33 protein-coding genes and 2 pseudogenes are annotated in these 26,184 nt (G+C 55.5%); 8 read left to right on the top strand and 27 right to left on the bottom strand.

Annotated elements, in window-relative coordinates:
* Positions 1-14 precede the first annotated feature (14 nt).
* The 25 genes from A7D21_RS25940 to A7D21_RS25830 all read right to left on the bottom strand — a co-directional run bounded on the left by A7D21_RS25940 (position 15) and on the right by A7D21_RS25830 (position 13,756).
* The gene (locus tag A7D21_RS25940) at positions 15-776 is read right to left on the bottom strand and encodes an NAD-dependent deacylase (RefSeq protein ID WP_069553025.1); all 762 of its coding nucleotides are present in this window, start codon (positions 774-776) and stop codon (positions 15-17) included.
* Positions 777-892: 116 nt separating this feature from the next.
* Positions 893-1,492 (bottom strand): hypothetical protein, encoded by a 600-nt coding sequence (locus A7D21_RS25935; RefSeq protein WP_069553024.1) that lies wholly within the window; start codon positions 1,490-1,492, stop codon positions 893-895.
* A 146-nt stretch (positions 1,493-1,638) separates the two neighbouring features.
* Positions 1,639-2,652, bottom strand: coding sequence for a nucleoid-associated protein YejK (yejK, locus tag A7D21_RS25930; protein ID WP_069553023.1), 1,014 nt, complete (start codon positions 2,650-2,652; stop codon positions 1,639-1,641).
* An 84-nt stretch (positions 2,653-2,736) separates the two neighbouring features.
* A complete protein-coding gene (locus A7D21_RS35550) occupies positions 2,737-3,042 on the bottom strand; it encodes a hypothetical protein (protein WP_141718272.1) in 306 nt (101 codons plus the stop codon).
* Between the two features lie 140 nt (positions 3,043-3,182).
* A complete protein-coding gene (locus A7D21_RS25925; RefSeq protein ID WP_069553022.1) occupies positions 3,183-3,491 on the bottom strand; it encodes a hypothetical protein in 309 nt (102 codons plus the stop codon).
* 138 nt (positions 3,492-3,629) lie between these two features.
* On the bottom strand, positions 3,630-5,552 hold the full coding sequence (locus tag A7D21_RS25920) for a hypothetical protein (RefSeq protein WP_069553021.1): 1,923 nt from the start codon (positions 5,550-5,552) through the stop codon (positions 3,630-3,632).
* Positions 5,553-5,714: 162 nt separating this feature from the next.
* Positions 5,715-5,975, bottom strand: coding sequence for a hypothetical protein (locus tag A7D21_RS25915; protein WP_069553020.1), 261 nt, complete (start codon positions 5,973-5,975; stop codon positions 5,715-5,717).
* A 410-nt stretch (positions 5,976-6,385) separates the two neighbouring features.
* Positions 6,386-6,580, bottom strand: coding sequence for a hypothetical protein (locus A7D21_RS35545; protein WP_141718271.1), 195 nt, complete (start codon positions 6,578-6,580; stop codon positions 6,386-6,388).
* A 10-nt stretch (positions 6,581-6,590) separates the two neighbouring features.
* Positions 6,591-6,851, bottom strand: coding sequence for a hypothetical protein (locus A7D21_RS25905; RefSeq protein WP_171902640.1), 261 nt, complete (start codon positions 6,849-6,851; stop codon positions 6,591-6,593).
* A 132-nt stretch (positions 6,852-6,983) separates the two neighbouring features.
* Positions 6,984-7,202: a hypothetical protein gene (locus tag A7D21_RS25900; protein WP_069553018.1), complete on the bottom strand. Its 219-nt coding sequence runs from the start codon at positions 7,200-7,202 to the stop codon at positions 6,984-6,986.
* A 110-nt stretch (positions 7,203-7,312) separates the two neighbouring features.
* A complete protein-coding gene (locus A7D21_RS25895) occupies positions 7,313-7,549 on the bottom strand; it encodes a hypothetical protein (protein ID WP_069553017.1) in 237 nt (78 codons plus the stop codon).
* Between the two features lie 273 nt (positions 7,550-7,822).
* Positions 7,823-8,086, bottom strand: a complete 264-nt coding sequence (locus A7D21_RS25890) for a hypothetical protein (protein ID WP_026140318.1) — start codon at positions 8,084-8,086, stop codon at positions 7,823-7,825.
* Between the two features lie 15 nt (positions 8,087-8,101).
* Positions 8,102-8,449, bottom strand: coding sequence for a hypothetical protein (locus A7D21_RS25885; protein WP_017849266.1), 348 nt, complete (start codon positions 8,447-8,449; stop codon positions 8,102-8,104).
* A gap of 14 nt (positions 8,450-8,463) precedes the next feature.
* Positions 8,464-9,186: a hypothetical protein gene (locus A7D21_RS36070; protein ID WP_069553016.1), complete on the bottom strand. Its 723-nt coding sequence runs from the start codon at positions 9,184-9,186 to the stop codon at positions 8,464-8,466.
* A gap of 92 nt (positions 9,187-9,278) precedes the next feature.
* The gene (locus A7D21_RS25875) at positions 9,279-9,965 is read right to left on the bottom strand and encodes a hypothetical protein (protein WP_017849264.1); all 687 of its coding nucleotides are present in this window, start codon (positions 9,963-9,965) and stop codon (positions 9,279-9,281) included.
* Between the two features lie 107 nt (positions 9,966-10,072).
* Complete coding sequence (locus A7D21_RS25870; RefSeq protein WP_017849263.1) at positions 10,073-10,396, bottom strand: hypothetical protein; 324 nt, start codon at positions 10,394-10,396, stop codon at positions 10,073-10,075.
* Between the two features lie 125 nt (positions 10,397-10,521).
* Positions 10,522-10,797: a hypothetical protein gene (locus A7D21_RS25865; protein ID WP_069553015.1), complete on the bottom strand. Its 276-nt coding sequence runs from the start codon at positions 10,795-10,797 to the stop codon at positions 10,522-10,524.
* A 99-nt stretch (positions 10,798-10,896) separates the two neighbouring features.
* A complete protein-coding gene (locus tag A7D21_RS35540; protein WP_141718270.1) occupies positions 10,897-11,076 on the bottom strand; it encodes a hypothetical protein in 180 nt (59 codons plus the stop codon).
* Positions 11,077-11,092: 16 nt separating this feature from the next.
* Complete coding sequence (locus A7D21_RS35535; RefSeq protein WP_141718269.1) at positions 11,093-11,278, bottom strand: hypothetical protein; 186 nt, start codon at positions 11,276-11,278, stop codon at positions 11,093-11,095.
* Positions 11,279-11,288: 10 nt separating this feature from the next.
* On the bottom strand, positions 11,289-11,732 hold the full coding sequence (locus tag A7D21_RS25855; protein ID WP_069553014.1) for a hypothetical protein: 444 nt from the start codon (positions 11,730-11,732) through the stop codon (positions 11,289-11,291).
* A 118-nt stretch (positions 11,733-11,850) separates the two neighbouring features.
* On the bottom strand, positions 11,851-12,030 hold the full coding sequence (locus A7D21_RS25850; RefSeq protein ID WP_017849260.1) for a hypothetical protein: 180 nt from the start codon (positions 12,028-12,030) through the stop codon (positions 11,851-11,853).
* Positions 12,031-12,208: 178 nt separating this feature from the next.
* A complete protein-coding gene (locus tag A7D21_RS25845) occupies positions 12,209-12,574 on the bottom strand; it encodes a hypothetical protein (protein ID WP_017849259.1) in 366 nt (121 codons plus the stop codon).
* An 11-nt stretch (positions 12,575-12,585) separates the two neighbouring features.
* Complete coding sequence (locus tag A7D21_RS25840; RefSeq protein ID WP_017849258.1) at positions 12,586-12,999, bottom strand: type II toxin-antitoxin system VapC family toxin; 414 nt, start codon at positions 12,997-12,999, stop codon at positions 12,586-12,588.
* The gene (gene vapB / locus A7D21_RS25835; RefSeq protein ID WP_017849257.1) at positions 12,996-13,226 is read right to left on the bottom strand and encodes a type II toxin-antitoxin system VapB family antitoxin; all 231 of its coding nucleotides are present in this window, start codon (positions 13,224-13,226) and stop codon (positions 12,996-12,998) included. The genes A7D21_RS25840 and vapB overlap by 4 nt, the downstream gene beginning before the upstream one ends.
* 86 nt (positions 13,227-13,312) lie before the next feature.
* Positions 13,313-13,756, bottom strand: coding sequence for a site-specific integrase (locus A7D21_RS25830; protein WP_256556385.1), 444 nt, complete (start codon positions 13,754-13,756; stop codon positions 13,313-13,315).
* Between the two features lie 1,227 nt (positions 13,757-14,983).
* Between A7D21_RS25830 and A7D21_RS25825 the strand changes: the two genes are divergently transcribed.
* On the top strand, positions 14,984-15,193 hold the full coding sequence (locus tag A7D21_RS25825; protein WP_069553013.1) for a hypothetical protein: 210 nt from the start codon (positions 14,984-14,986) through the stop codon (positions 15,191-15,193).
* Positions 15,194-15,456: 263 nt separating this feature from the next.
* On the opposite strand, the gene A7D21_RS34725 is transcribed toward A7D21_RS25825, so the two are convergent.
* A protein-coding gene (locus tag A7D21_RS34725) for an IS5 family transposase (RefSeq protein WP_115128421.1) occupies positions 15,457-16,310 on the bottom strand; the annotation gives its coding sequence in 2 pieces (ribosomal slippage) (positions 15,457-15,966 and positions 15,969-16,310; 852 coding nt in all).
* Between the two features lie 18 nt (positions 16,311-16,328).
* Here A7D21_RS34725 and A7D21_RS34720 point away from each other — a divergent pair.
* Positions 16,329-16,985 carry a cytochrome c gene (locus A7D21_RS34720; RefSeq protein ID WP_083272243.1) on the top strand — a complete coding sequence of 219 codons (657 nt, stop codon included), beginning with the start codon at positions 16,329-16,331 and terminating at the stop codon, positions 16,983-16,985.
* A complete protein-coding gene (locus A7D21_RS25805; protein WP_069553036.1) occupies positions 16,975-17,442 on the top strand; it encodes a DUF411 domain-containing protein in 468 nt (155 codons plus the stop codon). Before A7D21_RS34720 ends, A7D21_RS25805 begins: the two co-directional genes overlap by 11 nt.
* 29 nt (positions 17,443-17,471) lie before the next feature.
* On the opposite strand, the pseudogene A7D21_RS25800 reads toward A7D21_RS25805, so the two are convergent.
* A pseudogene (locus tag A7D21_RS25800) lies at positions 17,472-18,608 on the bottom strand (MFS transporter).
* A gap of 350 nt (positions 18,609-18,958) precedes the next feature.
* Here A7D21_RS25800 and A7D21_RS36335 point away from each other — a divergent pair.
* From A7D21_RS36335 to A7D21_RS25780, 5 genes and pseudogenes are all read left to right on the top strand, one after another.
* The gene (locus A7D21_RS36335) at positions 18,959-19,300 is read left to right on the top strand and encodes a hypothetical protein (RefSeq protein WP_080758782.1); all 342 of its coding nucleotides are present in this window, start codon (positions 18,959-18,961) and stop codon (positions 19,298-19,300) included.
* A 100-nt stretch (positions 19,301-19,400) separates the two neighbouring features.
* Positions 19,401-20,657, top strand: coding sequence for a TolC family protein (locus A7D21_RS25795; protein WP_034114905.1), 1,257 nt, complete (start codon positions 19,401-19,403; stop codon positions 20,655-20,657).
* A complete protein-coding gene (locus tag A7D21_RS25790) occupies positions 20,654-22,129 on the top strand; it encodes an efflux RND transporter periplasmic adaptor subunit (protein ID WP_034114904.1) in 1,476 nt (491 codons plus the stop codon). Before A7D21_RS25795 ends, A7D21_RS25790 begins: the two co-directional genes overlap by 4 nt.
* Positions 22,126-25,284 carry an efflux RND transporter permease subunit gene (locus A7D21_RS25785; RefSeq protein WP_069553010.1) on the top strand — a complete coding sequence of 1,053 codons (3,159 nt, stop codon included), beginning with the start codon at positions 22,126-22,128 and terminating at the stop codon, positions 25,282-25,284. Before A7D21_RS25790 ends, A7D21_RS25785 begins: the two co-directional genes overlap by 4 nt.
* Positions 25,285-25,496: 212 nt before the next feature.
* A pseudogene (locus tag A7D21_RS25780) lies at positions 25,497-25,850 on the top strand (ATP-binding protein); the annotation flags it as partial.
* Positions 25,851-26,184 lie beyond the last annotated feature (334 nt).

Here is a 26,184-nt window from a genome sequence, read left to right as displayed (position 1 = left end):
GTAAGGATTGCTGGTCAGCTGAATGCCCTGGCCAGCAATTGAGGTAATATCACCCCGCCCTTCCCCACCAGCGAAATTTCATTCTCAGCGGACACAGCTACCCGGTCTGAGTTTATGTGAATCACGACTGCTCCGAAGCTCAATGCCTGCTTCGGTAATGCAGCCGCTGGATAGACCGCACCGGATGTTCCGATCGACAGCAGCACATCGCACTCAGCAACAGCCGAGACTGCAGCTTCCCATACGTCCGCTGGCAGCGACTCACCAAACCAAACAACCCCCGGCCGGCAAAGGCCTCCACACTCAGGGCAAGACGGCGGTTCAATACGGCTACCCTCTCCAAGGGGATCACCAGAAACATCGGAGACAACCATAGGGCTGGCGCACTCGAAGCACCGCGGGCTGTTCAGGCTCCCATGCAGGTGAAGCACATTATCTGAGCCTGCCCGCTCGTGAAGAGAATCTACGTTTTGCGTAACGATAGTCAGCTTTGAAACATGACGCGCCAGCTGGCAGACGGCTACATGCCCGGGATTGGGATGTACACTTTGCGCCTGTGCCCTCCTCCATTCATACCAACCCCATACCAGTGACGGGTCAGCTTTGAAGGCTGGTGCTGTAGCGAGGCGCTGGGCATCGAACCGCTCCCAGAGGCCGGTCAGTGCATCACGGAACGTTGCAATTCCGCTTTCAGCAGAAGCCCCAGCTCCAGTGAAGACCACAATCTTGCTAGCGCGCTTGAGGCATGCAGCGGCTGTATCAAAAAGCTCATTCATCTGTTTTTGCTCACATTACGTTGGCCTAGCGGATCACGGACGGACTGAGGAAATTAAGCGTGAACTGCCGATGAGGAGAAACTGGAGGGCCCGGGCGGCTCGGGACCTGAGGATGACTACAGCTGCGCGCCTGATTCAGGCCTGAGCTTGGAGTAGAGAGCGATGGCCTTTGGGTTTTTCTGCCGCACGGCGTACTCCAGAGCAACATATGCGGGTTCGCTTCGACCTTGGCTGAAGAGCAGCTGGGCCAAGTCGTAAGCCGCATTGGCATCCCCCTCCGCGTACATCATTGTCAATTGCTGCTCCTGCAGGCTTGGCTTGGCAGGATCAGCCTTGGCGATAGCTTTCCCCGGTGGCATTGCAGGGTGCTCAAGAGGTTTATGTAGCAATCCCGGTATCGGCCGGGGTGCGAGCGGTAGCTTTGCGATGGACCTAGAGGGTGCAAGGTCTGAAACAGATTTCGATGGCTCTACGGGTGCTGGCTTTGGCTTGTCCGCTGTCGTGGGTTGCGTGTTGGCCAGGTTCATGTAGATCACTCTCTCACATGCTGGCGGGTGAGGAGTCTCGACCGGTACCCATCTGCTGGCAATCCCGTGATCGATCTTGTACCACTGCTTGGTTAGAGACTTCTCAACCATTGGAACATTCGGGTTCGGCGGGCTACTCGAGCATCCAGTCAGCGCCAGCCCCAAGGCGAAAACGTAAAACAAGTTCATCTCTTATCGTCCAGATTGAAGAGACCAGGGCCAGCGGCTTGAGTAAGACGGACATTGCTCGACAACAAATGCCCGTCCTACTCGCTGACTCTTGCCGGATTCTAAGGTAACGCGTGGGCCCGGACCGCACACACGTCGGTTGCACATCAGCCCTTCTGGTTGCGCTTGAGGGCATCAATCAGTTGGGTAGGGAGATTCTTGAGCACGAGGGTGCCGGCAGTTTCGTCATATTCGATCTTCGAGCCCAACAGATGCGCTTCAAAACTGATGGAAAGACCTTCTGCCCGCCCGGTGAAACGGCGAAAATTGTTGAGGGTGCGCTTGTCGGCCGGGATCTCCGGCGACAGGCCGTAGTCTTTGTTTCGGATGTGGTCATAGAAGGCTTGCGGCCGATCCTCATCGATCAGCGATGAAAGCTCTTCTAGGCTGACTGCCTCGCCGAGCTTTGTCTGGCTCACAGCGTAGTCGACCAGGGTACTGACCTTCTCGCGAGCCGAATCCTCGGGTAGATCTTCACTCTCCACGAAGTCACTGAAAGCTTTCAACAGCGTACGTGTCTCGCCCGGGCCGTCCACACCTTCCATACAGCCAATGAAGTCGCGGAAGTATTCCGACACCTTCTTGCCGTTCTTTCCCTTGATGAACGAGATGTACTGCTTTGAGTTCTTATTGTTCTGCCACTCGGAGATGTTGATGCGTGCAGCCAGGTGGAGTTGGCCAACATCGAGGTGTCGGGAAGGTGTGACATCCAGCGTGTCTGTCACCGTGACACCTTCGCTGTGATGCAGCAGCGCAATGCTGAGATAGTCGGTCATGCCCTGCACATAATGAGCAATGAGTACGTGCCCGCCGGTGGAAAGATTCGACTCCTCCATCAGCTTGGTGAGGTGCTCTACAGTCTCGTTAGTGAATTCGAGGAAGGTAGTATCCTGCTTGAGGTATTTGCTGAGCCAACCGCTGAATGGATAAGCACCTGACTCTGGATGAAACAAGCCCCAGGCCTTCCCCTGTTTGGCGTTGTAGGCGTCATTCAGATCGCCCAGCAGGGTTTCAGTCGTCTGCGACTCTGCAGGCAATTCGTGGTCAGCGAACTGGAGGACCGCTGGGGTGCCATCTGGTTTCTTGTCAATATGGTGAATGATGCAGTGCTTAATGGGCATGTGTGCGTTTCCTTTACTCAGTGGCCTTGCGATTGTGGCCGCCAGACCTAGGCCTCGCGATATGCGAGAGGAGAATTGATTTGGTCAACCTGGGATCAAGGCCCGTCGAGCTTCGCGAGCAAAGTCAGCAAGGTCGGGATGTTTAATCCATTCCTCTACCAACAACGCAGCGTTGGGCGTCGTTCTTTGAGCTACCAGCAGACCAGCTTCAACAGCATGATTACGCTGAACCTGATTTAGATCGAAGCCAGTAGCTGCCTCGATCAAGCTGAGCAGCTCAAATGGTTCCAAGGTAAAACTGGCAAACGGATTAATCACAGCACTTGGCTGATCACTGCTGAATTTCAAGAGGGTGCCCACAACATGGGGAAAAGTGTCTTTGTTCGTCATGAGATTTGGTCGACTCGCGGGCTCTGAAATCTAATGGCCATCATAACTTGTGATTTACTCAGGCCCAGCCAGATGCACCCTCCAAAGTTCTTCGAGATAACTGGAGTGCTTAGCAGCTCCGACTGAGATTTACTCACTGCTCAGCGCCGCTGGCGGCACAAGAGCGCCACGATCAGGAGAACCCCTCCGATTCCGAGCAGGATGCTGGGTACAGAAACCCCCAAGATCTGACTATCAGTAACCATACCTAACAGGCTTACGAAGCCCTGATTGGGGTCTGTGCGGGACGTTGATAAATAGGCGCCTAACACCGCAAACCAGACTGAAGTCATCAGGACCGCAGGTTGAAAGAGGTTGATGATGAGGCCGGCGACGGCCCCAAGCACCACACCGAACAGAATGTACGGTGCGATGATGAACAAGACAGCGATTTCCAAGAGATGGTACATAAACGGGCCTCAGGTCAGTGCCTCGCTGCCTTGACTTGAGCAAGGTCCTACGAGGCTCGTTGATGACCTGTTGCAACATAACGCCGCCCGCCCTTTTGACCAGGCGGCGCAATGGCAATCGAGCGATCGAGGCTTGCCTCAATCACCCACTGCATTGACCAACTGCATAGGGCTTAAGGGCTTGGCGCGGGGCATTTCGTCACTGACATACAAATACTTGTGATCGATGGCTTCCGCGCGGCGACGGCTATCAAGCTCAATTGACGAAGCGATCCAATTGATACGCGCCTGCTGATCCTTAAGTGCGGTGACGTAACCCTCATACTGCAGGGCTACCTCGTGGATAGATGCCAGCGAAGTAACGCCGTTGTACCACTGTCCCAGGGCAATTTGAGAAGGTACCGTCCTGAAGAAACGGAACCGGCCCCCACCTTGGTACCCTGCCTGCAACAGCAGCAATGCCGAGAGAATGTCCACGAGTCGGAGGGTTGCCGGGAAATGGTCCCCAAAGACGCCCTGACCGTGGACGACGACGACGGCATAAAGCACCGAGGAGTGAAATCCGGCAAGTTCGGGAAACCAACCCACCATTTTTTGAGACACACTTTTGACCTGCTCGGTCTGATCACTGCCGAAGATCTCATAGATCAGGTCGCTGGCCAGCTGTTCAAGCAGCATGGCCGGGATGGTTGCCTCCACCCTAGCGAAGAGTTCCCCTGATGCTGCGGCCGCGGCTAACTGAGCAACGGCATTTTGGCTCTTCCGCTTTATGATGCTTTCCGCTCGGGCTTGGAGTTCAAGCGATACTGGAGGTAGGAAGACCTTGTTCTCAAGATCCTTCGACCACGCAAACATTTCACGATGGTTAACAGCGGGTGTAGCAACGTAATCGGGAAACAAGTCAGCGAAGTCTGACTCGGTCAGCCATGGTTCTACTTCGAAATAGGTGTTCTTCAAAGCCTGACGATCGGCATGACTCACGCGAATAGCCTTACCATCCAGCCCCCAATTTGTAGTGGTCCCACGCCCCCCTCCATGCCGAATACTCTGTGAGCCCGCGAACAGGCTTGGAACCAGATCCAGCTCATACGGTTTGGCTGCTGGTTGATTCGAGGGGTCAGTGACCGCCCCCGGCGAGCGAACGCCAGGCTTAAGCTGATACACCAGGCAATCGCCTTTCGGGACACCAAAAAAGGAGTTGCCCAGCGACGAACCAGCCTGGATGTATGTACCAGTCAGGATCATTGCAAGACCTTCGGCAACCTCGATGTCGGTCAGAAACAATCGAGGCAAGAACCCACCATGTGCTTTGTGACGGATACCGCGACCGATACATAAACCCGATTCTACATACAGCCAGACAGCCTCATGACCTGGAACCTCGAACCCGTCCTGGATGAGTTGTGAAAGTGGAATCCAGCATTGGGGAATGAGGGTATCGCGAAGGAAGGTGTCAACGGCATCATCACTGCCGGCATCAAACAAGCCATCTGGATTTATGATTTCTTCTTTGAAGCGCGAGGAAAGAATTGCGTCATAGAGTCCGGTGAACGTGGTCCAGTGGAAAGCTGCCTCCTTATGCTTGACGCACAGCTCAAAGCTCGGGGCCCCGTTACGGAAGAATCGCAGCTGTTCATCATGCCACTTGGGCGAGGACTGACTGATGTCCTTTACCTGGCCCAGATCCTCCGAAACACCCCGGGCTTTGAGTCTCACAGCGCGCAAAGCTTCTACAGTGAACTGGTCGATACTGAGCCCATACAGACGAGCCCGCCCAGCACGCAGCCATGCATCAACGAAGGAAATGTTAGCAACCTTCCTTAGCCCATCAGCTGCGACAAGCTGGATATCGAAACGGGTGATCGGGGCCGCTGGCGGAGGCATCAAGGTGCCAAAACATTTGTAGACTTCATGAAGATCGTTGTAGCCAAAAACCTTGGCCACCATCTCACGCATGCGATCGGGGTTCTTATGATCGAGGAGGTCAAGCCCACGGAACATACGTTTCGCGAGGCCTTTGAATTCTTGAATATCGGATTTTTGAAATGGGATACGGGTCATCACAATCGCCTTGAAGGTACGCCTGGCCCTATGCCAAGACGTGAGGGTTTGCGCGATTAATCGATGGTTGCTGGCTGACCTTTGGTTTGCGCAAAACCGACTTCAGGGTGTGACGTGTATCAGTAACTCATTGCACTGCGGATGTCGCTCTCTGTCCTGAGGTCACACGTACCAAGCCACGCCAGCGGCCCATTTCAAGACTGAGAAAGCATAGGGCATCAGAAAACAGCTTGGCAAGATGAATTTTGGTGAAGTGATATCGAGGTGTTTTCTGCTGGCCTTGTGAGCGGCACGCAATCTCCGGCGACTAAGTCCCCCTCGAGTCGTGGCAAAATCCTGCATTGCCTGGGCGAATTCGGCTGCGTTGGCTTTTGGGTTCATCGCGCTGGGTATCTCCTTTGGATACCCGATGGAAAACGTCATAAACGGTCCAGCCCTCCCTGTGGAACTTCAATGCGCTGACCCCGCACGACTGCTCTTCCGCGATGCCCGAGCCAGTCGCTTGTCTGAAATCCCCAGTGTCAGTTTCCGTAATTAATGCGAAATTGTGGAAATAGCTGCGACTACAAAGAAAGAAAAAGGCCCGCAGATGCGGGCCGGTGGTGTTCAGCGGATTTTTCCTACAGTTCCGTGTGTTCGTTGCGCTCCCGCTGCTCACAAGCGGCGATAGCCGCGTTTATTGCCTGGATGACCTCATCCAACGGGCGCTGAACGATCGGCAAGTCAGATGGTTCCAGAAGGACACCAATAGACAATACCGCGCCTAACTCCTTTGCGGCTTGTGACGCCGCTTGTTCCAACGAGGTAAGTCCTTGTCTGTCTGCTCGTTTCCTTTACTTCGACGGCCAAGGCGTTGGCTTCAAATAGCCGCGCTGTATAGGCTTCTGCAAGAGGGTTTGAAGTCGCGAAACCGCATCAGATACTGGTGCCTGCATACAGCTCAAATGAGTACCAGGATGCCCAAGATTCAGGGCTTCGCTGTTCAGCGATTCGTTGCTTACAGCAGCTTTGGTTGGTTCGATTTTCATGGGGCTTTTCCTACAAAAAAACAGTGTCAGTGAGGGTCTTGCTCCCATCGGCGCCGATGGTGGTCATCCGCATCCGTGCCCCTTCGCCGCCGCGTGTCTCAAACCCCTCCGGCGGATCGATGAGGAAACCAATGGCGCGTGTCTCCTCACTGCCGAGGGTAATGCCGGTAGGGAAACTTTCATTCTCTGGCAGGCAATCCGCAAAGTACGGGCGCACTTGCTCAACCTCGGCAGGGGTGAGCGGGTAGAAATCGTTGTTTGAGTGCTGCATCAACCATCCGCCGTTGCCCGCGTGACACAAGATGTAGTTGTCCGATCCGAACTGGCCCTGCTTGCAACGCACCTGGGCGACTTTTCCTCGGTATCGGCGCTGGTCACGCCTGGACTAATTCCACGCCCGCTGTCACGCGCTGTTGGCCGCACCTGCTTGACGCAGCATGGCCGCTTTCAGTGCTTGTTCGCACTGCCAAACTTTTTCTTGCAACTCGTTTTGGCGTTCCTCGCGACGACGCTCTTGGTTGTGGCTCCCTTCGCCGCGCTCGCTGTCACGGCGCAGTTCTTCCAAGTAAGCTGCCTTCGCTGCATCAAGCGCTGCCTGTGCTTCTGCCACTGTTTGGCTCATGGGTTATGTCCTTGTTCTAGGCGGGCTCGACAATCTCACCCTCTTCTAACGACCCAGCCCCACGTTTTTTTACGGCGGGGCTAGGGTGCACCTAGTGCGTTTTCCCGGAACTACGCGGAGTAGCGCGGCAGGCAGTGGCCTTGCAGCTTTCCGGTTGCGCGGTCGATGTTTTGGCGGATGCCGCCGACGTCATGGGTCAGGTTGAATTCGTCGGCTTCGGCCAGATCCGCGAGGCGCAGTTTGCAGCCATTGGCATGACACGCAGTGATGTCCATTTCGAGGCTTTGACGATCCGAAAACGTCTCCGGCAGTTTCGCGGTTACACGATCCACGATGGTGGTAATCATCGCGGCTTATGCTGGGGTCACTTTGAAACTTATGGCCTTGCCCATTTGTTTTCCCTTCCTTCGATGTTGGAGCGGATAACCGCACTCTGGTACTGCCGAAGCCCGCGACAATGGCGGGCTGGATGGGCAGCGACAATTCCTTGAATATTCTGCATCCGCTTCGAGATTGAGGTCTATCACTTCGCCACCGGCAACCAGCCGGCGTAATCCTCCCCATTGTCCAATAATCGCTTTCTCGGATGCCATGGAAATTCTGTCAACCCGTTCGGATGGCTAGCCCTGCTCCTTTTCCTGTGGGTTAAATTTGATATGCCCGGCCCACAGCCACCCCAGCAGCCCACCAAGCACCCCAAATATTTTTATCGACCATAAGGGGCCTTCCTCATCCTGAATCACAAATTTGAAGAACGCTAATAGCAGTACCCACGCAAGCACTCCAGCCGTTACTCCATGCCTTGATGCAATTTTATAGGTGAGGATGGAAAACACTGCGAGCGAAGCCATCCCAATGCTTACATGGCTTAGTGAAATCGTCATGGTTCTAATTTTCCCTTAACTGGCTGAACTTTGGCGGGCTGCCATTTCTTCTGCGGTTTCACCGTGCAACTCGTAGAAATCGTGATCCTTCCAAGCCTCGCAAAATTCCGCCGAAAGCCCAGTGACTGCAACCATGAACGCGGTGCAATCAGCATCGCTAAAGAGAGGGCTTCCATCCATCTGTTTGATGAAGTGCGGGTACGCCTTCTGGTCAGCAGCAACCACTTCCGCTGGCAGTGCATCGTGAACAAGCCCGATCAAGCTGATGTAACGCCAATGAGCCCCATCGAGCGCTACACGCTCTCCCTCAGTGGCCCGCTCAAGAACAGCAGTGAATTCGTCTGGTGTCATGGTGGTCTTCATTGGATATCTCCCAGTTACCAGAAAGGCGCCAGTGGCACGGACTCGCGACGGTCAAGCGCAGCTTCGTGTTCGCCATGAAACGCCCGATACGTCTCAATATTCGCTTCGCAAAAACGCTCCAGCGCTTCTGGGTCTAGGCGAGGGCTGTACACCAGTTCCCCCCCATCGTCGTCCATGAATTGCAGGGTGCCATCATCAAACACTCGCAACACTGGCACTGTCAGTAGAATTTTAACCTCGGTGGTGATCGGCCAGTCACGGGCACCATTCGGGTTGAACTCAAGCCCCTCGAAGTATTTCATTATCTGCTCGTGTGTACGTGCGGTAGGCCGTTGCTCGTACTCGATCTTGACCACACGACCATCGGCGTACACTTCGAAATCGGCATTACATTTGTCACAGGTTTCCGGCCTGCACTCTCCATCCGTCATGCGGATCACGGAAATGTGAGTTGTTACAGTGTGCTGGCAAGCAGGGCACGTCACGTCGCGTGTAGGGCCTGATGGCCATGGATGCGCAGCAGCGGTGAGCTTGAAACAGAAATCATTGCGGCACCCCGCGCAGGTCACGCCATAAGCGTGGATCGGCGACAAAGTAAAACGCCCGTGCGGGTTCTGCTTGCTCCAGGCCGAGGCGTGGAATTCTTCAATACTGTGGCAATGCGGACATGCCACATCGACGCTCGCTGCCTCTGGGTTGATCGGTTGCTGCACTTCCAACAAATCGGAATCAGACATGGCTCTTTCCTGGGCGCGAAAATTGCGCCTCTCCTACGGCAACGGCCCCACGGGTTAGGCAGGGCTTGGGGTGCAGCAGCGTTTTCCTTGAATTAAGCAGCTTCGACCTGAGTTACACCGGCACAGCCAGATTCAACCCGGCGAAATTCGACAACCCACACCCACGGATTGGCTTTCCAGTCGCCGCCGGTGCTATCCCAGACGTGGTGGAAGTGCTCACATGGCGTAGCGTTGTAGATATAGCCCGGAATTGATCCGTGCCCGCCGTGACACCCCTCGGCTTGGTAGTCAATTGTTTTCATCTGGTGCAGCCGCTCAGCCCGAATGGCGGTGATCTCCAGCAGAATCCGGCTGGCCCAGCGATGCATGTGAATGCTTGGGCGAGATCGACGCGGATAATCCCAATGAGCCACGGTGTCGTTGTAATCTGGATCTTCACAGCCGGAGTACAGGACTGGCGCCCTGTCTGCTGAGTAACGAGAAAGAATCACAACGTCGCTGGTTTGCTCGTCCGCCTCAGTAGTTTCCCGCACCCAAAGCCGATCACCTGGACGGCCATAGGGGCAAGTCCATTGCGGCGCTACCAAGCCGTTGCAGGTGTAGTCACCCACCGACCCGTCTACCAACCACAAATCAGGCTTGCCGCAGTACGCGGCATTCACCATGCCTGTGTTTTTACTGATCGGCTGAACCTTCACCGCTCGGCGAGTTACCGTCTTGAGGCCTGCCAAAATGGCGCGAACCATTTCCCCATTGAACAGAATTGGGAGTTCCTTCATGGCTATTTTCTCCTGCTCGATTCTGGGGAGCGAAAAGCGTCCCTCTCCTACGTCCTCGGCCCCAGCACGTGCCGGGGCTTGGGGGTATCTGAGCAACTTTTCCGTGACTACTGGCTGTCTTTGAGAATGATGTGTGTGCTTGCTTGAGAAGCGATGTTTTCAGCGGTCGCAGGGGCTTGAGGCTTATCCCGCAGAAGCGAGGCTGTAAGGCCTGGCTCAGTTTCAAACGACTTAATCCCTCGATCGATTACCTGGCTCAACCGCTGCACGTCTTTTTCGCTATCAGCCAGAACGAACACAAACACAGGTTTGGCCTCAGTGTCGGCGTATCCCACAGAGGGGGTAACTTTCAACGAATGAAGCTTAGTGCCAGCCGGTACAGCTTCACCGAAGGCTTTCAACGCAGCTGCAAGCTGTTCCTGACTCAACATATTGTTCTCCATGTATTTGCTCGGACGCGAAAATGGGCATCCTTCTACGTACTCGGCCCCACGGTTTGACGGCGGGGCTTGTGGTGTACCTGGACGGCAGATCCGCCGCGTTTTTCTATGGCCGGTTACTTGGGCGCGAGCAACTGGCGAAGCCCCACCGAAAGTAGCCCGCCAATTAACCCCACACTGGCCAAAGCAGGCGACTGAATTGCACGGAGAAAGTCGCCAAACGTTGCCGTTTCAGGGTTTGCAGTCATCAAACCAAAAACTACCAGCGCAATCACCGTACCCAGCGCGCCTTTCAGGAAAAGGTTGATTGTTGAACCGATAACCCCCCCTACACCCACGACCGATGAAGCAATCTTGCGCAGGGTAGTTTCTTGTGTTGTGGTCAGCTTCATAAGCGGATTCCTTGAATGAGTTGTTGTATGCCTCTACGTCCTCGGCCCCGGTTTTTTTAGGCCTGGGCTTGTGGTACAGCGGGCGACTTTTCACTTCAACTAACGGGCAATACAGGCCAGCTTAGTTTTGAACGGCTCGACAACTGGCTTCGCGCAATATTCAGCTAGTTCAGTGGCTTGTCGTTGCGACACAACAACGCTGTAGGAGACCGCACCGACAGCGACAAACAGAGCCAGTACCGCCAGCACAGTGCTGCGTTTTGATTTAGCGTTTTGCATCGATCTGTTTTCCGTACTATTCGACGTTACTTGGATTAACGCCAACACTTTCGGTGCTGGCCAGCCGCTCTTGCTCTGCCGCGATGAGTTCATCTTTTTCATCTTGGCCCAGCGCATCCCACCGATTGAACTCATCAGCCTCAGCGTTCCAGCGATTCGCGACGACCTGAGCAGTGTTCGTAACTGACGTCTCTGGGTTCATGGTTTTTCCCCTACAAATTGAAGGCTGACACGATGAGGGCATCAACTTCGCAGTAGTCCTCAAATGACAGCGACTTACCGGCGTACAAACCTTGCAGGAACCCCCGCAGCCGAGGCACGTCGGAATGGCTATTGGCAGCGTCTTCTTCATATGCCTCAAGCGTTTCGAGAGCCAGCGGCTGGCCTTTGAGGCATCGCGAAACCTGGGCGAATACAGCACGCAAGGCGGCAGCTTCGGCGGCACGCTTGGCTTGCGGCTTGACCAACAGCGTGAGCAAGTCTTCGTACAATTTGCCACGCTCGATGTTCACCTGCTGCATTGCCGCCTGCTGCTCAGGTGTCGTTGGCTCAGACACACGCTCACTCGCATCAGTGACGCTGGCCAACACATCTAGCGCGGAACCAACGGCAGTAATGCGCGGGAGCAACGATTGGATATCGATAACCACAGCCATTTGCTTTGCCCTCCTGGACGCTGTCCTGCTCGATCCGGAGGCCGAAAGTGGCCTGTTTCTACGTCCTCAACCCCGGCTGTTTGACGGCCAGGGCTTGGGGGGTGCAGATATCGGTTTCCTAGGCGTTGAGAGCGGAGCTGACCAGCTCGCGAGCGTGCGCAGCATCGGATGCGTACCCCTCGATGACCAGCCATTCGCAGGTGTGGGCCATCGCCGAACTTTTCACTGCCGCCTTTATCGTGCCGATCAGCCGTTTGTTGAGTCCGCCCGGTTGAATGATTTTGGTCTTAGCTGCCATGGTCCGCGTTCCTTCATGGCCCCGGCGAACCGAGGCAGGGCAATTAGTCAACGGTCAGGGTTGCGAATTTGCCGTCTGCTACATACTGCTGCCACTGCGCGATAGCCTGTGCCTGCTGATCGCTTGGTGAGGCCGTAACCACATCGCTTTCACCGTGTAGCGTCACTACGATTTCCTACTACTTGCGATAAGTTGGCGGACGTACCCTTGCAACGTGGTAGAACGCTGTTTTGCTGTGGTACTTGCTCAAAAACTCAAGGCGTTCATCAGAGTCAAGGTCATCTACCCATGCCTCCCACTCACTCAAGCTCATTGATTCGATTTTTAGGTGAACATCCTTCATTTTCAGGCTCAAGCGTTCGGCCACTAACTTGATAGTTTCCTGCTCTTGCTTGAGTGCCCAAGGACGCTCCAAAGCCAGTCCCACCTTTAAAAAGGCACTCTCAATTGCTGCCTGAGTTTCTGGGTTGTCACTCTCTGCGGGCTCCAGCACCTGCTCAATCGCAAGCAGCTCGGCAGCAGTGAACTCAATCCGGTTGACCATTACTTTTTTCCTCAGTGAACCCAGTCTTCGTAAGGCAGCCCCGAAACGCGGCTGAATTCACGCACATTGTTCGTGACCAACACACAACCCGAAGCAATCGCGTGACCGGCAATAGCGGTGTCATTCTCGCCAATGACCAAGCCAGCTTTGGTGAGTTCGAACTTCACCTCGACCGTCGCGTCAACCGCGCTTGGATCCCACGGTAAGACCTCATCCAGACGTTTCACAAACTCATCAACCAGCGTTTTGTGCTTGGGCGATGCCTTCTTACCGATCTGCCCGTAACGCATTTCGGCGTAGGTAATCGCAGAAATTACGATCCGGTTATTCCGCGCAACCTCTGCGGCCAAGCGCTGCAAAACAGATTCTGGACGCTCGCGCATGATGAAGGAGCAAATGCAGGTATCCAGCATGTACGTGGTCACAGATTGAACCTGCCTTCATCGCTGATAACGGTCGGACGCTCTTGCAGAAAGTCTGCATCAGCCTTGGGCAATTCAGCCAGCGACAGCCAGCTCGGGCGCACGGGGCGCAGGGTGATCGTGTCGCCGCTGCGCGTAATCTCCAGCTCGCCGACACCCTCATAAGCCATGTCAGTGGGAAAGCGAATTGCTTGATTCTTGCCGTTCTTGAAAATTGAGACAGTGCGCATAACGTCACTCCTACATATGTCTGACATATGCAATATAGCAATGCAGGCATACATATGCAAGACATATGGCGCATTAAAGAGCGATCTCAAATGCTCGCCGGATCGTTGCTTGATCCACCGTCAGGTACGGCTTGAGTGGTCGAGGCACGCATGATCGTCGTTTGCACTGTCTCCACGTCTCCCGTTGCAGCCAGCACCTTCGCCGCTAGGGAGCGTCTGCCGCTGTGGGACGAACCTTGCTTGATACCGGCCTGACGGTAGAGCCTGGTGATCGTCTGTTGCAGAGCATCACATGCCCGGTACACCTCTGGCCCGCTGTCTAACTGACGGTGTTTGAACGCGAGTTCGAAGGCTTGCCCCTTGTGCGTCATGACCAGCTTTGAACCTGGGCGCAACCCTCGGTATTCATCCTCGCCGGAAAGGCCCCAGCGGCGTCGATGACGCACCGCAAACCACGCATCGAGCGCGGCAAGACATTTGGCGTGGGTGAGATAGATGTTTCTCGGCCCAACCTTTTGTGATGTCCGCACGCAAATACACCTCGGGCTTGATGGCACCGCTGGAATACAGCACGTCTGCGACCTCTAGCAACGCCAGCTCAGTGACGCGGATGCCAGTGGTATGGGTTAGCCACAACAAAGCCACATCGCGCTCTGGCAGAAGTTATGACGGATGCAACGCGGATCAGATGTTTGAATTGTCCAGGGCGTAACGAAGTGGCACGGCGGGGAGTCATATGGAATCTCTGTCAGGATTGCACGGGAAACGTGCTGGATCTGGAGAGAGTCAGGCCTCCTGACAAGGGTATCAGTAGACCACACCTGATGGAAAATTCGCCAGCAGAAAACACAAGGCGAAAAAAAACCGCCACATGGGCGGTTTCTTTCGCAAGAGTGGGTAGGAACCAAACTTGCACCTCACAGGGAACCTCTAACAAAAAGAACACTATCAATTGGCAGTAGATTTGTCACTGAAAATTGCAAGGCAGTTGCAGCTATTGCCGACAGAGCCTTGGGTAGTCACATTAATTGCCACTTGCAGTCGCAGCTATTTCGATAATCTGGAGTCGCCGATTGAGGCCTTCGCCGGCGATGGGTAGCATTTATTTGAAAAGCCGACACCCAGGTCGGAATTGACTTAAATGAGGGACTCGGATCTATACTGTGCATCCATACAGCTCTGTGATTTCATACCTTGATTCTTACCAGCCTGCGCCAACTCTCAGCTTCCGAAGTACCTGGCCTGATTTGTGTCTTATCAGGCAGGTTCTCTGGTGGATTTCCGAGCCCCGCTGCGGTTTTATAATAGGGAACATATGTCGACTATGAAAGCTCAAGGCTTGAGTGGTGGTTGTATGCAGCGCTCATATGTTTAGATGTGTAAATTTAAGTCAATAAATGTCTAGTCAACATATTTCGGTAGGTTTGCTCTGATCAGAAACTTGTCTATTGTTCAAACCTAAAACCGGCTTGCAGGACGCGACTTGGCTGATGATTTTCTAACGGTTGAGCTTGGTACAAAACTAGAGATTGGAAATTGCATGCTAATTGACCACCACATTTGCATTCGATTTGACCACCTTCAGCTGATTAGTTTTGATCTATAAGAAAACGTCATGGCAACACAATCCGCCCAGTTGTCGCCTAAGCTCTGCTACCAATACATACGCATTGAAGGGATTGCGCATAGGGGCTCATCATCAAATGGCCTGCTAGCCTTTACGCCTCTATAACGATGGCACATTACGGAAATTGGCAATGGCGATAGACCAAACGAAGAGGTTGATCAGCACTCGCAGCGAGGAAAACGCCAACCAGTTGCTGAGGGCAGGATGGACGCTGTTGTTGGTGGCTGATCGTAAAGAAGGAAAGCACCAGTGGCTGGTCTATCAGCTAGCGTGGCAGCGCGAAAGTGACCCCGTTGAGATCACCTTCACTGGTGTAGAGCCGGGGCCAGACCCGTTTTAAACTCACGGAGCGTCGTTGCTATCTGCGGCATTAATCTCTCGATTTATCGTTTAAAAAAATTATTTGCACGGCAGTTGACCACTACACCCCCCACTGCACCGGTATCTGCTCAGACGTTTCCGTCGTCCAGCACTTCAAGTGCTCAAGTCGAATGCAGCCTTGTTGATGCTGATAGTGCCTGCCGCTTGGCTGACTGTCACCTTGGTGATGGGGGGCAGGCGCTATTGGTGCTGGCGCGATAGGGGCGTGCAGATCATGAGGTGCTAGGCTCTGTACGTAAAGTATTGTCGCAAGCACCGCATAGCGCAGGCCAATGAGACCATCGCCGCAAAACTTGTTGCGAGCTTGTCGAAGTGCGTCACGATGCGACGGTTCTCCTTCAGCCAGCCAAACATGCGTTCGATGATGTTGCGCTGCCGATATTTGGGGCGATCAAAAAGTCGAGGCAATCCTGGCTTGGTTTTGCGCTTCATGCTTCGCAACGGAATGACTGGCTGCATGCGATAACGATCACAATACTGGCGCAGCGCTTCAGCGTCGTAACCCTTGTCAGCCAGCAACCAGCGGCAACGCTTGCGTGGGCGACCGCGCAGGCTGGGTATGCAAGCCTGATCGAGTAGCGGTTGGGCATAGGCTATATCGCTGGCTTGTCCGCCTGACAACAGGAAACGCAGAGGCACACCATTGGCGTCGCACAGCATGTGAATCTTGGTCGTCAGGCCACCCCGGCTGCGCCCGAGCGCGTGGTCTTGCGGTTCTTCAAATCCCCTTTTTTCCCGGCACCTGATGAGGCCCGGGTTGCTCGTACGGCAGTGGAGTCGATCATCCATGTTTCCAAGTCAATCAAACCCTGCTCATTCAATCGGATATGAAGACGCTTGAGCATCTGATCAAAAGCTCCGCAATCACGCCATCCTCGGAACCGTTGATAGATCGTTGACCAAGGGCCGAATCGTTCGGGCATGTCTCGCCAGGCTGCGCCAGAGCAAAGCACCCAGAGAATACCGTTTAGCATCAGGCGATCATCGGCCCGAGGGCGCCCGGTGCGCTGATTTTTGGTGAAGATATCTGCAACCAGATCCCAGGCTGCGTCGGGGAGTTCATACCGCTTTGCCATCTTGGCCTCCTGGCTTTAATGGCGGTGTATTTTACAGAAAATCGTATTTCTTGGGTTTACGTACAGAGCCTAAGCGATGAAGCTCTCATTCGTGCAGGTGCAGGCAATTACAACTCAATGTGCATTGGCTGCCACCTCGCTCCGAGTGTCGCTGGAACCGAGTTGAGTAAAAGCCTTTACCCGGCACCTCCAAATCTTTCAAAACTGGGCGTTGATGGAAATCCAGCTGCCGCCTTCTGGATCATCAAGCACGGTATCAAGTCCACAGGCATGCCAGCCTGGGGCAAAAGCATGGCCGACCCCTACATCTGGGGGATGGTTGCTTTTCTTCAGCAGCTTCCCGCCTTGGATGCAGAGCAATATAAGGCCCTGACAGCAAGCAGCGATGGCCACCAACACGGTGGCGGCGAGACCAAAATGCATAACCATGAAGGACAGCATGACGGTCAAAAAGAGGCTGCCGCTGGACATCATGATGCAGGCGGCGCTGAAGAAGTAGCTGAGTCCGACGATCATCATGACGACAAAAATAGTGCGCATCTTCATGATGAAGACGCAGCACCCTCTCAGGATGAAAGTACTGAGCATGCTCATACTGAGGGTGCAGATGCTCCTGCGGATCAGCCAAAAACTCATACCCATGCTGATGGGAAGGAGCATACCCATGCGAAATAACTTTCTTCGTCCTGGCCGGGCACTTCGCCTCGCTGCATTCGCGGCTCTGTTTATCAGTTCCGCTGGTCATGCAGCAGAATCGATGACGATCGACGTCCATCGTGACGCTAACTGTGGATGCTGCAAGAAGTGGATGCAGCACCTTGAAGCTAACGGCTTCACCGTCGTTGATCATGTAGAAACCAACATGAGCGCGGTCAAGCAGGGCCTGGGTGTTGCTCCGCGTCTCTCGTCATGCCACACCGCGGTGATCAACGGCAAGTTTGTTGAAGGCCACGTGCCTGCCGAGCAAATAGTTGCTTTGAGCAAACGCGACGACCTTATCGGGATAGCTGTGCCGGGCATGCCGGCAGGCTCGCCTGGCATGGAGGTCGGTGGGAAGCAGGATGTTTATCAGGTCATCGGCCTGAGCAAAGCAGGTACTGACCAAGTGATTGCCGAGTACATGGCAAACTAAGTTTCAAACTTTCCTTGATTCTTGCATGATCACTGCCCGTGATCATGCAAGCGATGTGTGCTCTTGCTACGTTGTGCTATCAGCAGTATGAGCGCTATCGCAGAAAAAACCGCGCCGGCATAAAATGTCATTGCTGAGCCATACGTTTGCCAAAATAACCCCGCAATCCCGCTTGCCAGCAACATGGATACACCACTCACCAGGTTGAAAATCCCGAAAGCGGTTCCTTTCAATTCTGCCGGTGTCGTGTCAGCGACAAGCGCAGCCAGTAGCCCCTGACTAAATCCCATATGAAGTCCCCATAGGGCGACGCCGAGTATCAACATTGAGACGGACTCGGCACTGGCTAGAACCAGATCGGACAAGATCAGCAATATCAACCCGACCCTGAGGAGACTTGTGCGACTTACACGGTCAGAGAGCTTCCCCACAGGGTAGGCCGAGAGCGTGTAGAACAAGGCCATCACCACCATTACTATCGGCACCCAGGTTGCAGACAACCCTGCTTGCTGAGCGCGCAAGCCCAGGAAGGCCTCACTAAAACGTGCCAGGGTGAACGAAAGCGCTGAGCTGAATGCTCGTGTTCGGACTCATCGACGCCAATAAAAATCAGACTGACCGCTACCAACGCCGGTATCACCGCGATCCATAACACCAGTGGAATGTTTTCACTGAAGGCATACATCAGGCGGATGGCTACTGCTGGCCCGAGGAAGGCCCCTATCGTATCCATGGATTGACGTAAGCCGAAGCAAGCGACGGATATGCGGTGGCGATACATCAGCGACCAGGGCATCACGTGGAGCGCCGCGAATACCTTTGCCGATCCGATCCAGAAAGCGTGCGGTGAACACCATTTCTGCAGAGTGAGCCAATGGAAAGAGCGGCTTGGTGAGTGCCGCAAGACCCTAGCCAACCAGCAGCAAGCCCTTGAGACGACCGACGTAGTCGCTGATCGCCCCTGAAAACACTTTCACTATCAGGGCCGTCGCCTCCGCAATGCCCTCGATCAGACCCAGAGTGATTATGCTGATGCCTAGAGTGCCCACCAGAAAGATAGGCAGCAAGCTATGAACCATTTCTGAAGAAAAGTCCATGAACAGGCTGACGAAACCTAGCGCCCAGACCGTACGGGGAATGCTATGTGTAGCTATTGTCTCGGACATATTCCAGTTTCCTTGGCTGTCGTCCGCAAGTGTATCTACAGCGTCCAGTGATTCTGTTGCGGCGAGCTCATATTGAGCTATCTGCTCAACAAACTTATAGGCGGTAGGATAGTAGGTGTTTGGCGGGTATCTATCTGTTGTTGAGCGCTGTTCTCGGCACGGTCCACTGGTTCTACCCATTTCGGTGATCCTTATCGTGGCATTACCGACTCACGAGACAATCATTTACGAAGCCTGACCTATCAGCATGCGTATAGACAGGCCGCTAAATTAAGGAGCGCCGTTGCTGCTGGTTCTACCTGACAGATTCGTAATGGTATCGCCCGTCGCCAGCGACTAAACTTCCTCGCATGAAACGCTATCTGCGGTTGTTCCTCATTTTTCTGATCAGCTTGGCGCTTCCCCTGAGCGGGATGGCGGGCATTCAGTCACCGACAGAACCTTGCCCGACGAACACGACGGGTATGACCATGATGGATGATATGAACCAGGACTGTTGCGGTGATATGAGCAGCTCCGCCGATCATGGCAAACCCTGCAAACCTGGTCAGGAATGCAGGAGCGCCAGTCTGCTACAAGTGTTGTTGGGGAAACCTGCCACCCGTTTGTCCAGTCCGCAAATACTAACAATCTTCAGCGACTCCCTGTCTACTCAGGCTCCCTCCGGGGTGTGGCGACCGCCTCGCGCTTGATTCCTGTACCCCACTGAGCCTCATCCCGCCCTGGCGCGGGATGGCATATCTGCGCGCGAGCCCAAGACACGCGCAGTGGATCATCACAGGAATCGTGAACATGAATCCCAAGTGCTACTGCACCGGTTGGCCCCTCGTGGCTGCCCTGGCGGCAAGCGTGCTGGCATTGCCAAGCCTTGCTGCACCCCTGACACTCGACGAAGCCTTACGGTTGGCTGAAAACAATGCACCATCGCTGACCGCCCAAGCGGCCAAACTGCAAGCGGCCAGCAGCGCCGCCATTCCAGCTGGAGAACTACCCGACCCGAAGCTCCTGCTGGGCATACAAGACTATCCCATCGGTGGCCCTGACCGCTGGCGCCTCGAGCAGGACGGTATGACCATGCAGATGGTCGGCGTCATGCAGGAGGTGCCCAATCGTGACAAGCGTAGGGCGCGTATCGAAGTTGCCGAGGCGGCCGTAGATCGAGCCGCGGCCGAAGGCCGTGTCGAGCGGCTGAACGTTCGTCAGGCCACGGCATTGGCCTGGATCAGCAGCTACTCCGTCGAGCGTAAAGAGGTGCTGTTTCAGGATTTTTACCGGGAGAACCGTCTGTTGGCCGATACCGTCCGGGCGCAGATCGCCGGTGGTCGTGCCCAACCTGCCGATGCAGTAACGCCGAAACAGGAGGCGGCTCAGTTGGCGGAACAACAGGACGAGTTAATTCGCCTGCGTGCGCAAGCCCGAGCGGCCCTCAAACGCTGGATTGGCCCAGCGGCCAATGACCAGCCCGTCGGCAGCTTGCCCGAGTGGCCCATCGATACCTCAGGTTATTCCCATAAGCTGCAATATCACCCCGCATTGGCGGCATACGCGCCAATGACTCGCGAAGCGCAGGCCAAGGTCCGTGAAGCAGAGTCCGAAAAGCAGTCCGACTGGAGTTGGGAGCTTGATTACCAGCGCCGCAACCGTCAGTTCGGCGACATGGTCAGCGTGCAGTTCACGTTCGACTTGCCACTGTTCCCCGAGTCCCGACAGAACCCGAAGATCGCCGCCAAACACGCTGAACTGAATCAGTTGGAGGCCGAGCGCGAAGCTCTCGTACGTGAACACACCCAGCAACTGGAGGACGATCTGGCCGAATACGAGCGTCTGAACCGTGCCGTGTACCGCAGCCAGGACAGTCTGTTACCCCTGGCCAAGGAAAAAGTCGGGATGACCATGGCCAGCTACCGGGCCGGTAAAAGCGACCTGGCACCTGTCATCACTGCCCGACGTGAACTCATCGAGGCCCGCCTCAAACAGATCGACTTCGAAGAACAGCGAGCCCTCACCAGTGCTCGCCTGTATTTCGCCTATGGGGACACCAATCAATGAGTACTCGAATCTGGAAAGGGGCTTTGCTGGCAGGTCTCTCGATTACCTTGGGCGCTGCCGGCGGTTACTGGTTCGCTCAACAGCGCATGCCTGATAGCGCAGCCGAACAGGCCCCTAAAGCCCAAGACGAACGCAAAGTACTGTATTGGTACGACCCGATGTCCCCGCAGCAGAAGTTCGATAAACCAGGCAAGTCTCCCTTTATGGATATGGAGTTGAAGCCCCGCTACGCGGATGCTGCAGCGGACAGTGCGGCCATCAGTATCGACCCCAGCCTGACCCAGAATCTCGGTTTGCGAGTGGCCACAGTCACTCGCGGCGTGCTTACTTCCAACTTGGACGTGGTCGGTGTGTTGGCATTCAACGAGCGGGATGTTGCAGTGATTCAATCGCGTACTGCTGGCTTTGTGGAGCGAGTGTACGCCCGTGCTCCAGGCGATGTGCTCAAAGCCCATGCGGCTTTGGCCGATATCCTGGTACCGGAATGGGCCGCTGCTCAGGAAGAGTTTCTCGCACTCAAACGCAGTGGCGATGCCGACTTGCTGGCGGCAGCACGCCAGCGCTTGCGCTTGACCGGGATGCCAGCACCGCTGATTGCTCAAGTGGAGCGAAGCGGCAAGACCCAGCCGGTCCTGACGCTCACCAGCCCCATTAGCGGTGTACTGCAAGAGTTGGATGTACGCTCGGGTATGACCGTGGCGGCCGGCGAGACTCTGGCTCGAGTCAATGGATTGAGCAGCGTCTGGCTGGCAGTGGCCGTACCAGAGTCGGAGACTGGATCGATCATCATGGGGCAAGCGGTAGAAGCACGTTTGCCAGCCTTTCCGGGAACAGTGCTCAAGGGCACAGTCAGTGCGATTCTGCCCGAAACCAACCCCGACAGCCGAACTGTGCGTGTCCGGGTCGAACTGCCCAACCCTGATGGGCGACTCAGGCCGGGCATGACGGCCCAGGTGCACCTAAAACGCTCTACCGAACAAAGCGTGCTGTGGGTGCCGAGCGAGGCAATCATTCGCACCGGCCGACGCGTCCTGGTGATGCTCGCCGAAGACGCGGGTCGCTACCGCCCCCTAGAAGTGCAACTCGGGCAGGAAAACGAAGGCAAAACGGTGGTATTGAAGGGGTTGGAAGAAGGTCAGCAGGTAGTCAGCTCTGGACAGTTCCTGCTCGACTCTGAGGCCAGTCTCAAGGGCATTGTTGCGAGCACGCTGGAAATGTCACCACCCAGCGCAGCAGCCTCCAGCTTTCATGAGGCGGATGGGCAGATCGTCGAGATCAATAACCAAGACGTAACAATCGCCCTTGGTCCGTTCAAGACGCTGGGCATGCCTGGTATGACCATGACCTTCCCATTGACTGACCCTGCTCTCGTTCAAGGTCTCAAGACGGGAGACAAGGTTAGGGTATCGGTTAGCCAAACCGATGATGGTTTACGCATTGAACGCCTGGAAAAACTAAGGGGTCAGCCATGATCGCCGCCCTGATTCGCTGGTCAGTGGCCAACCGATTTCTAGTGCTGCTGGCGACGATCTTCGTCACGGTCTGGGGCGTCTGGTCGGTTCAGAGCACGCCGATCGATGCACTTCCGGATCTCTCCGATGCTCAGGTAATCATCCGCACCCCTTATGCGGGACAAGCGCCGCAGATCGTTGAGAACCAGGTGACCTACCCGTTGGCCACCACCATGCTCTCGGTGCCAGGGGCCAAGACCGTACGCGGCTATTCCTTTTTCGGCGACAGCTTCGTTTACGTGCTGTTCGAAGACGGTACCGATTTGTATTGGGCCCGCTCCCGGGTGCTGGAATACTTGAGTCAGGTCCAAAGCCGACTGCCGACTTCCGCCAAACCGTCCTTGGGGCCAGACGCCACAGGCGTGGGCTGGATCTATCAGTACGCACTAGTGGACCGCAGTGGCGGACACGACCTGGCGCAACTGCGCGCCTTGCAGGACTGGTTCCTCAAGTTCGAACTCAAGACCCTGCCCAACGTTGCGGAGGTGGCCACCGTGGGTGGCATGGTCAAGCAGTATCAGGTCCAACTCGATCCACTCAAGCTGGCCAGCCTCGGTATCACTCAGGCTGAGGTAACCGACGCTATTGGCAAGGCCAATCAGGAAACCGGTGGTGCGTTGCTGGAGATGGCGGAGACCGAGTTCATGGTGCGCGCCTCCGGATACCTGAAGACGCTGAATGACTTTCGTGCCATTCCGCTCAAGCTCGGTGCTGGCGGGGTGCCAGTGTCCCTAGGCGACGTGGCGACGATCCAGCTGGGGCCGGAGATGCGCCGCGGCATCACTGAACTCGACGGCGAAGGCGAAACCGTCGGCGGCGTGGTGATTCTGCGCAGCGGCAAGAACGCTCGCGAAACCATTGCGGCGGTCAAGGCCAAACTGGACGACCTGAAAAGCAGTCTGCCGGCCGGGGTGGAAATCGTCACCACCTACGACCGCAGCAAACTGATCGACCGCGCAGTGGAAAACCTCAGCTACAAACTGCTTGAGGAGTTCATCGTCGTCGCGTTGGTCTGTGGGATATTTCTCTGGCACCTACGTTCATCCCTAGTGGCCATTATCTCTTTGCCGGTGGGGGTGCTCATTGCCTTCATCGTCATGCGGCATCAAGGAATCAACGCCAACATCATGTCCCTTGGCGGGATTGCTATTGCCATCGGCGCCATGGTCGACGCCGCCGTGGTAATGATCGAGAACGCTCACAAGAAGATCGAGGCTTGGCATGTGGCCCATCCTGGGGAGGAGTTGAAGGGCGAACGTCACTGGCATGTGATAACCGAAGCGGCGGCGGAGGTGGGGCCGGCGCTGTTTTTCTGCCTGCTGATCATCACCCTATCGTTCATCCCGGTGTTCACCCTGGAGGCTCAAGAGGGTCGTCTGTTTGGTCCATTGGCCTTCACCAAGACCTATGCCATGGCGGCGGCGGCCGGACTCTCGGTAACCCTGGTGCCGGTACTGATGGGTTACTGGATTCGTGGTCGGATCCCCAAAGAGGACCAGAACCCGCTAAACCGCTGGTTGATCAGGATCTATCAGCCGGCCCTTGATGCGGTGTTACATCGACCCAAAGTCACCCTATTAATCGCGTTAATGGTTTTCCTCAGCGCGTTGTGGCCGATCTCTCGTTTGGGTGGCGAGTTCCTTCCTGCAATGGACGAGGGCGATTTGCTCTATATGCCTTCGGCTCTGCCGGGGTTGTCGGCACAGAAAGCGGCGCAGCTGCTGCAACAGACCGACCGCTTGATCAAGACGGTACCCGAAGTCGAACACGTTTTTGGTAAGGCTGGTCGTGCCGAAACCGCTACCGACCCGGCGCCGCTGGAGATGTTCGAGACCACTATCCAGTTCAAACCACGCGAACAGTGGCGTCCTGGTATGACCCAGGAAAAATTGGTGGAAGAGTTGGATCGAGTGGTGCGCGTCCCTGGGCTGACTAATATTTGGATACCACCGATCCGCAACCGCATGGACATGCTCGCCACTGGGATCAAGAGTCCGATTGGAGTGAAAATTGCCGGCACAAACTTGACGGAAATCGACGCGGCGACTCAGGCGGTCGAGCGCGTAGCCAAAAACGTGCCCGGGGTCAGTTCGGCTCTGGCTGAACGATTGACGGGCGGCCGCTACATCGATGTGGATATCGACCGCAAAGCCGCTGCCCGCTACGGGTTGAATATCGCTGATGTGCAGTCGATCGTCGCCGGTGCTATTGGTGGTGAGAATGTTGGCGAGACCATTGAAGGGCTCGCCCGTTTTCCGATCAATGTGCGCTATCCCCGAGAGTGGCGTGATTCGCTTGGCGCCCTAGAGCAACTGCCGATCTACACTCCGCTAGGGAGCCAGATCACCCTTGGCACGGTGGCGAAGGTCAAGGTCAGTGAAGGCCCGCCGATGCTCAAGAGCGAGAACGCCCGACCTTCCGGGTGGGTGTATATCGACGTACGTGGCCGGGACATTGCCTCAGTGGTTGCCGATCTGCGTCGTGTTGTCAATGAGCAGGTCAAGCTGCAGCCAGGCATGAGCCTGAGTTACTCGGGGCAGTTCGAGTTTCTTGAACGAGCCAACGCACGGCTCAAGCTGGTAGTGCCGGCCACGCTGATGATCATTTTCGTGCTGCTGTACCTGACGTTTTCCCGATTCGACGAGGCTTTGCTGATCATGGCCACCTTGCCGTTCGCCCTTACTGGTGGGGCATGGTTCCTCTACCTACTCGGCTTTAGCCTGTCGGTGGCTACCGGCGTCGGATTCATTGCTCTGGCGGGTGTGTCTGCCGAATTCGGCGTGATCATGCTGCTCTACTTGAAAAACGCCTGGGCCGAACGTGTAGAGGCCGGCGACAGTACCGAGCGAGGGCTAATAGCAGCAATTAGCGAAGGAGCCGTGCAGCGGGTTCGACCCAAGGCCATGACGGTGGCGGTCATCATTGCTGGCCTATTACCGATCCTATTGGGCAGCGGTTCCGGTAGCGAAATAATGAGCCGCATCGCTGCGCCCATGGTCGGTGGTATGGTTACCGCGCCCTTACTGTCCCTATTTGTCATCCCGGCAGCTTACCGATTGATGCGCCGACGACGCCTCGCGGTTGAATCCATACCCTCGGAAGGAAGCAGGCCATGAAGTGATTGTGTCCGCCACTGCACGCCCCATGATTGTTTGTGCAACGTCATCCAGCAGTCTGATTTTTTGGTCTGGCAGGGGGCGACCTTTATAATCAATCGGTGATCGAACTCTATCGGAACTGCGTCAAAACACGGCTGATAGAGATCGACGCTGGTGGCAGTGCGTTGGGCTGAACCTGATCATGGCGACTCCAAGGGCGTGGGTACAACGGCTACAGAGTGCGCTACCTGCGCCTGCCACACCTGCTGGAAGACCTCTTCGCGAAACTGATGGACAGCTACGCCAAGACCGATCTGCTGATCCTCGACTGGGGGCTTGTGCCGCTTACCGCCGAGCAACGGCGCGACATGCTGGAGTTGCTGGATGACCGCTCTATGCCGGTGGACAAATGGCATGAGCTTATCGTCGATCCGACCTTGGCCGATGCCATTTTGGATCGGCTGGTGCACAACGCTTCCTGCCTACTGACAAACAGCGTCAGCGAGTTTGGTTCCGTTGATGTGTCGCCTGCGGTATCTAAGCGCCCAGACCGGCCCTCGGAGCTTCCGGCTCCTACCTCCTGATGGTCTCGACCCCCGCTACGCGGAGTTTCTGCTTTACGCTCTGCAGAGATCACACCCGACTATCCACTCATGGCAGGTTCAGCCCTTCATTGCTCCGGTTTCGAGCAGCTACTACGGCCTCTGTTGACTTCTGTCGCCCATCCCGTCATCTCGCGATGCCGGTAGCACATGGCAGGCTAAACAGATCTCCCAGGGTAATTCGCGCGACCTTCCTGCTTATGCCTGTCGGATTTACGTCACAGCGCTCCGTGCAAGTATTGGGCTTGGGCAATTATGGCTACCTTACCCCGCTGTGCCGCCTAATCCGCTTCCTGTTCGTCAGGCCAGCATTTTG

Source organism: Pseudomonas sp. AP19 (assembly GCF_001728855.1).
Taxonomy (GTDB): domain Bacteria; phylum Pseudomonadota; class Gammaproteobacteria; order Pseudomonadales; family Pseudomonadaceae; genus Aquipseudomonas; species Aquipseudomonas fluorescens.
The sequence above is the reverse complement of the archived record's forward strand: the minus strand, read 5'-3'. Positions and strand labels throughout refer to the sequence as shown.

Bases quoted from the DNA above. Each gene is read 5' to 3' on its own strand.
- A7D21_RS35545 (WP_141718271.1), bottom strand. From the start codon at position 6,580: ATGAAAATCGAACCAACCAAAGCTGCTGTAAGCAACGAATCGCTGAAC.
- A7D21_RS25905 (WP_171902640.1), bottom strand. From the start codon at position 6,851: ATGCAGCACTCAAACAACGATTTCTACCCGCTCACCCCTGCCGAGGTT.
- A7D21_RS25865 (WP_069553015.1), bottom strand. From the start codon at position 10,797: ATGAAGCTGACCACAACACAAGAAACTACCCTGCGCAAGATTGCTTCA.
- A7D21_RS35550 (WP_141718272.1), bottom strand. From the start codon at position 3,042: ATGACGAACAAAGACACTTTTCCCCATGTTGTGGGCACCCTCTTGAAA.
- A7D21_RS35535 (WP_141718269.1), bottom strand. From the start codon at position 11,278: ATGAACCCAGAGACGTCAGTTACGAACACTGCTCAGGTCGTCGCGAAT.
- A7D21_RS25920 (WP_069553021.1), bottom strand. From the start codon at position 5,552: ATGACCCGTATCCCATTTCAAAAATCCGATATTCAAGAATTCAAAGGC.
- vapB (WP_017849257.1), bottom strand. From the start codon at position 13,226: ATGCGCACTGTCTCAATTTTCAAGAACGGCAAGAATCAAGCAATTCGC.
- A7D21_RS25885 (WP_017849266.1), bottom strand. From the start codon at position 8,449: ATGAAGACCACCATGACACCAGACGAATTCACTGCTGTTCTTGAGCGG.
- A7D21_RS25925 (WP_069553022.1), bottom strand. From the start codon at position 3,491: ATGTACCATCTCTTGGAAATCGCTGTCTTGTTCATCATCGCACCGTAC.
- A7D21_RS25795 (WP_034114905.1), top strand. From the start codon at position 19,401: ATGAATCCCAAGTGCTACTGCACCGGTTGGCCCCTCGTGGCTGCCCTG.
- A7D21_RS25940 (WP_069553025.1), bottom strand. From the start codon at position 776: ATGAATGAGCTTTTTGATACAGCCGCTGCATGCCTCAAGCGCGCTAGC.
- A7D21_RS25935 (WP_069553024.1), bottom strand. From the start codon at position 1,492: ATGAACTTGTTTTACGTTTTCGCCTTGGGGCTGGCGCTGACTGGATGC.
- A7D21_RS25790 (WP_034114904.1), top strand. From the start codon at position 20,654: ATGAGTACTCGAATCTGGAAAGGGGCTTTGCTGGCAGGTCTCTCGATT.
- A7D21_RS25785 (WP_069553010.1), top strand. From the start codon at position 22,126: ATGATCGCCGCCCTGATTCGCTGGTCAGTGGCCAACCGATTTCTAGTG.
- A7D21_RS25845 (WP_017849259.1), bottom strand. From the start codon at position 12,574: ATGGTCAACCGGATTGAGTTCACTGCTGCCGAGCTGCTTGCGATTGAG.
- yejK (WP_069553023.1), bottom strand. From the start codon at position 2,652: ATGCCCATTAAGCACTGCATCATTCACCATATTGACAAGAAACCAGAT.
- A7D21_RS25895 (WP_069553017.1), bottom strand. From the start codon at position 7,549: ATGATTACCACCATCGTGGATCGTGTAACCGCGAAACTGCCGGAGACG.
- A7D21_RS36335 (WP_080758782.1), top strand. From the start codon at position 18,959: ATGAAACGCTATCTGCGGTTGTTCCTCATTTTTCTGATCAGCTTGGCG.
- A7D21_RS25870 (WP_017849263.1), bottom strand. From the start codon at position 10,396: ATGTTGAGTCAGGAACAGCTTGCAGCTGCGTTGAAAGCCTTCGGTGAA.
- A7D21_RS25805 (WP_069553036.1), top strand. From the start codon at position 16,975: ATGCGAAATAACTTTCTTCGTCCTGGCCGGGCACTTCGCCTCGCTGCA.
- A7D21_RS36070 (WP_069553016.1), bottom strand. From the start codon at position 9,186: ATGTCTGATTCCGATTTGTTGGAAGTGCAGCAACCGATCAACCCAGAG.
- A7D21_RS25900 (WP_069553018.1), bottom strand. From the start codon at position 7,202: ATGAGCCAAACAGTGGCAGAAGCACAGGCAGCGCTTGATGCAGCGAAG.
- A7D21_RS34720 (WP_083272243.1), top strand. From the start codon at position 16,329: ATGGCGGTGTATTTTACAGAAAATCGTATTTCTTGGGTTTACGTACAG.
- A7D21_RS25855 (WP_069553014.1), bottom strand. From the start codon at position 11,732: ATGGCTGTGGTTATCGATATCCAATCGTTGCTCCCGCGCATTACTGCC.
- A7D21_RS25890 (WP_026140318.1), bottom strand. From the start codon at position 8,086: ATGACGATTTCACTAAGCCATGTAAGCATTGGGATGGCTTCGCTCGCA.
- A7D21_RS25875 (WP_017849264.1), bottom strand. From the start codon at position 9,965: ATGAAGGAACTCCCAATTCTGTTCAATGGGGAAATGGTTCGCGCCATT.
- A7D21_RS25850 (WP_017849260.1), bottom strand. From the start codon at position 12,030: ATGGCAGCTAAGACCAAAATCATTCAACCGGGCGGACTCAACAAACGG.
- A7D21_RS25915 (WP_069553020.1), bottom strand. From the start codon at position 5,975: ATGACGTTTTCCATCGGGTATCCAAAGGAGATACCCAGCGCGATGAAC.
- A7D21_RS25825 (WP_069553013.1), top strand. From the start codon at position 14,984: ATGGCGATAGACCAAACGAAGAGGTTGATCAGCACTCGCAGCGAGGAA.
- A7D21_RS35540 (WP_141718270.1), bottom strand. From the start codon at position 11,076: ATGCAAAACGCTAAATCAAAACGCAGCACTGTGCTGGCGGTACTGGCT.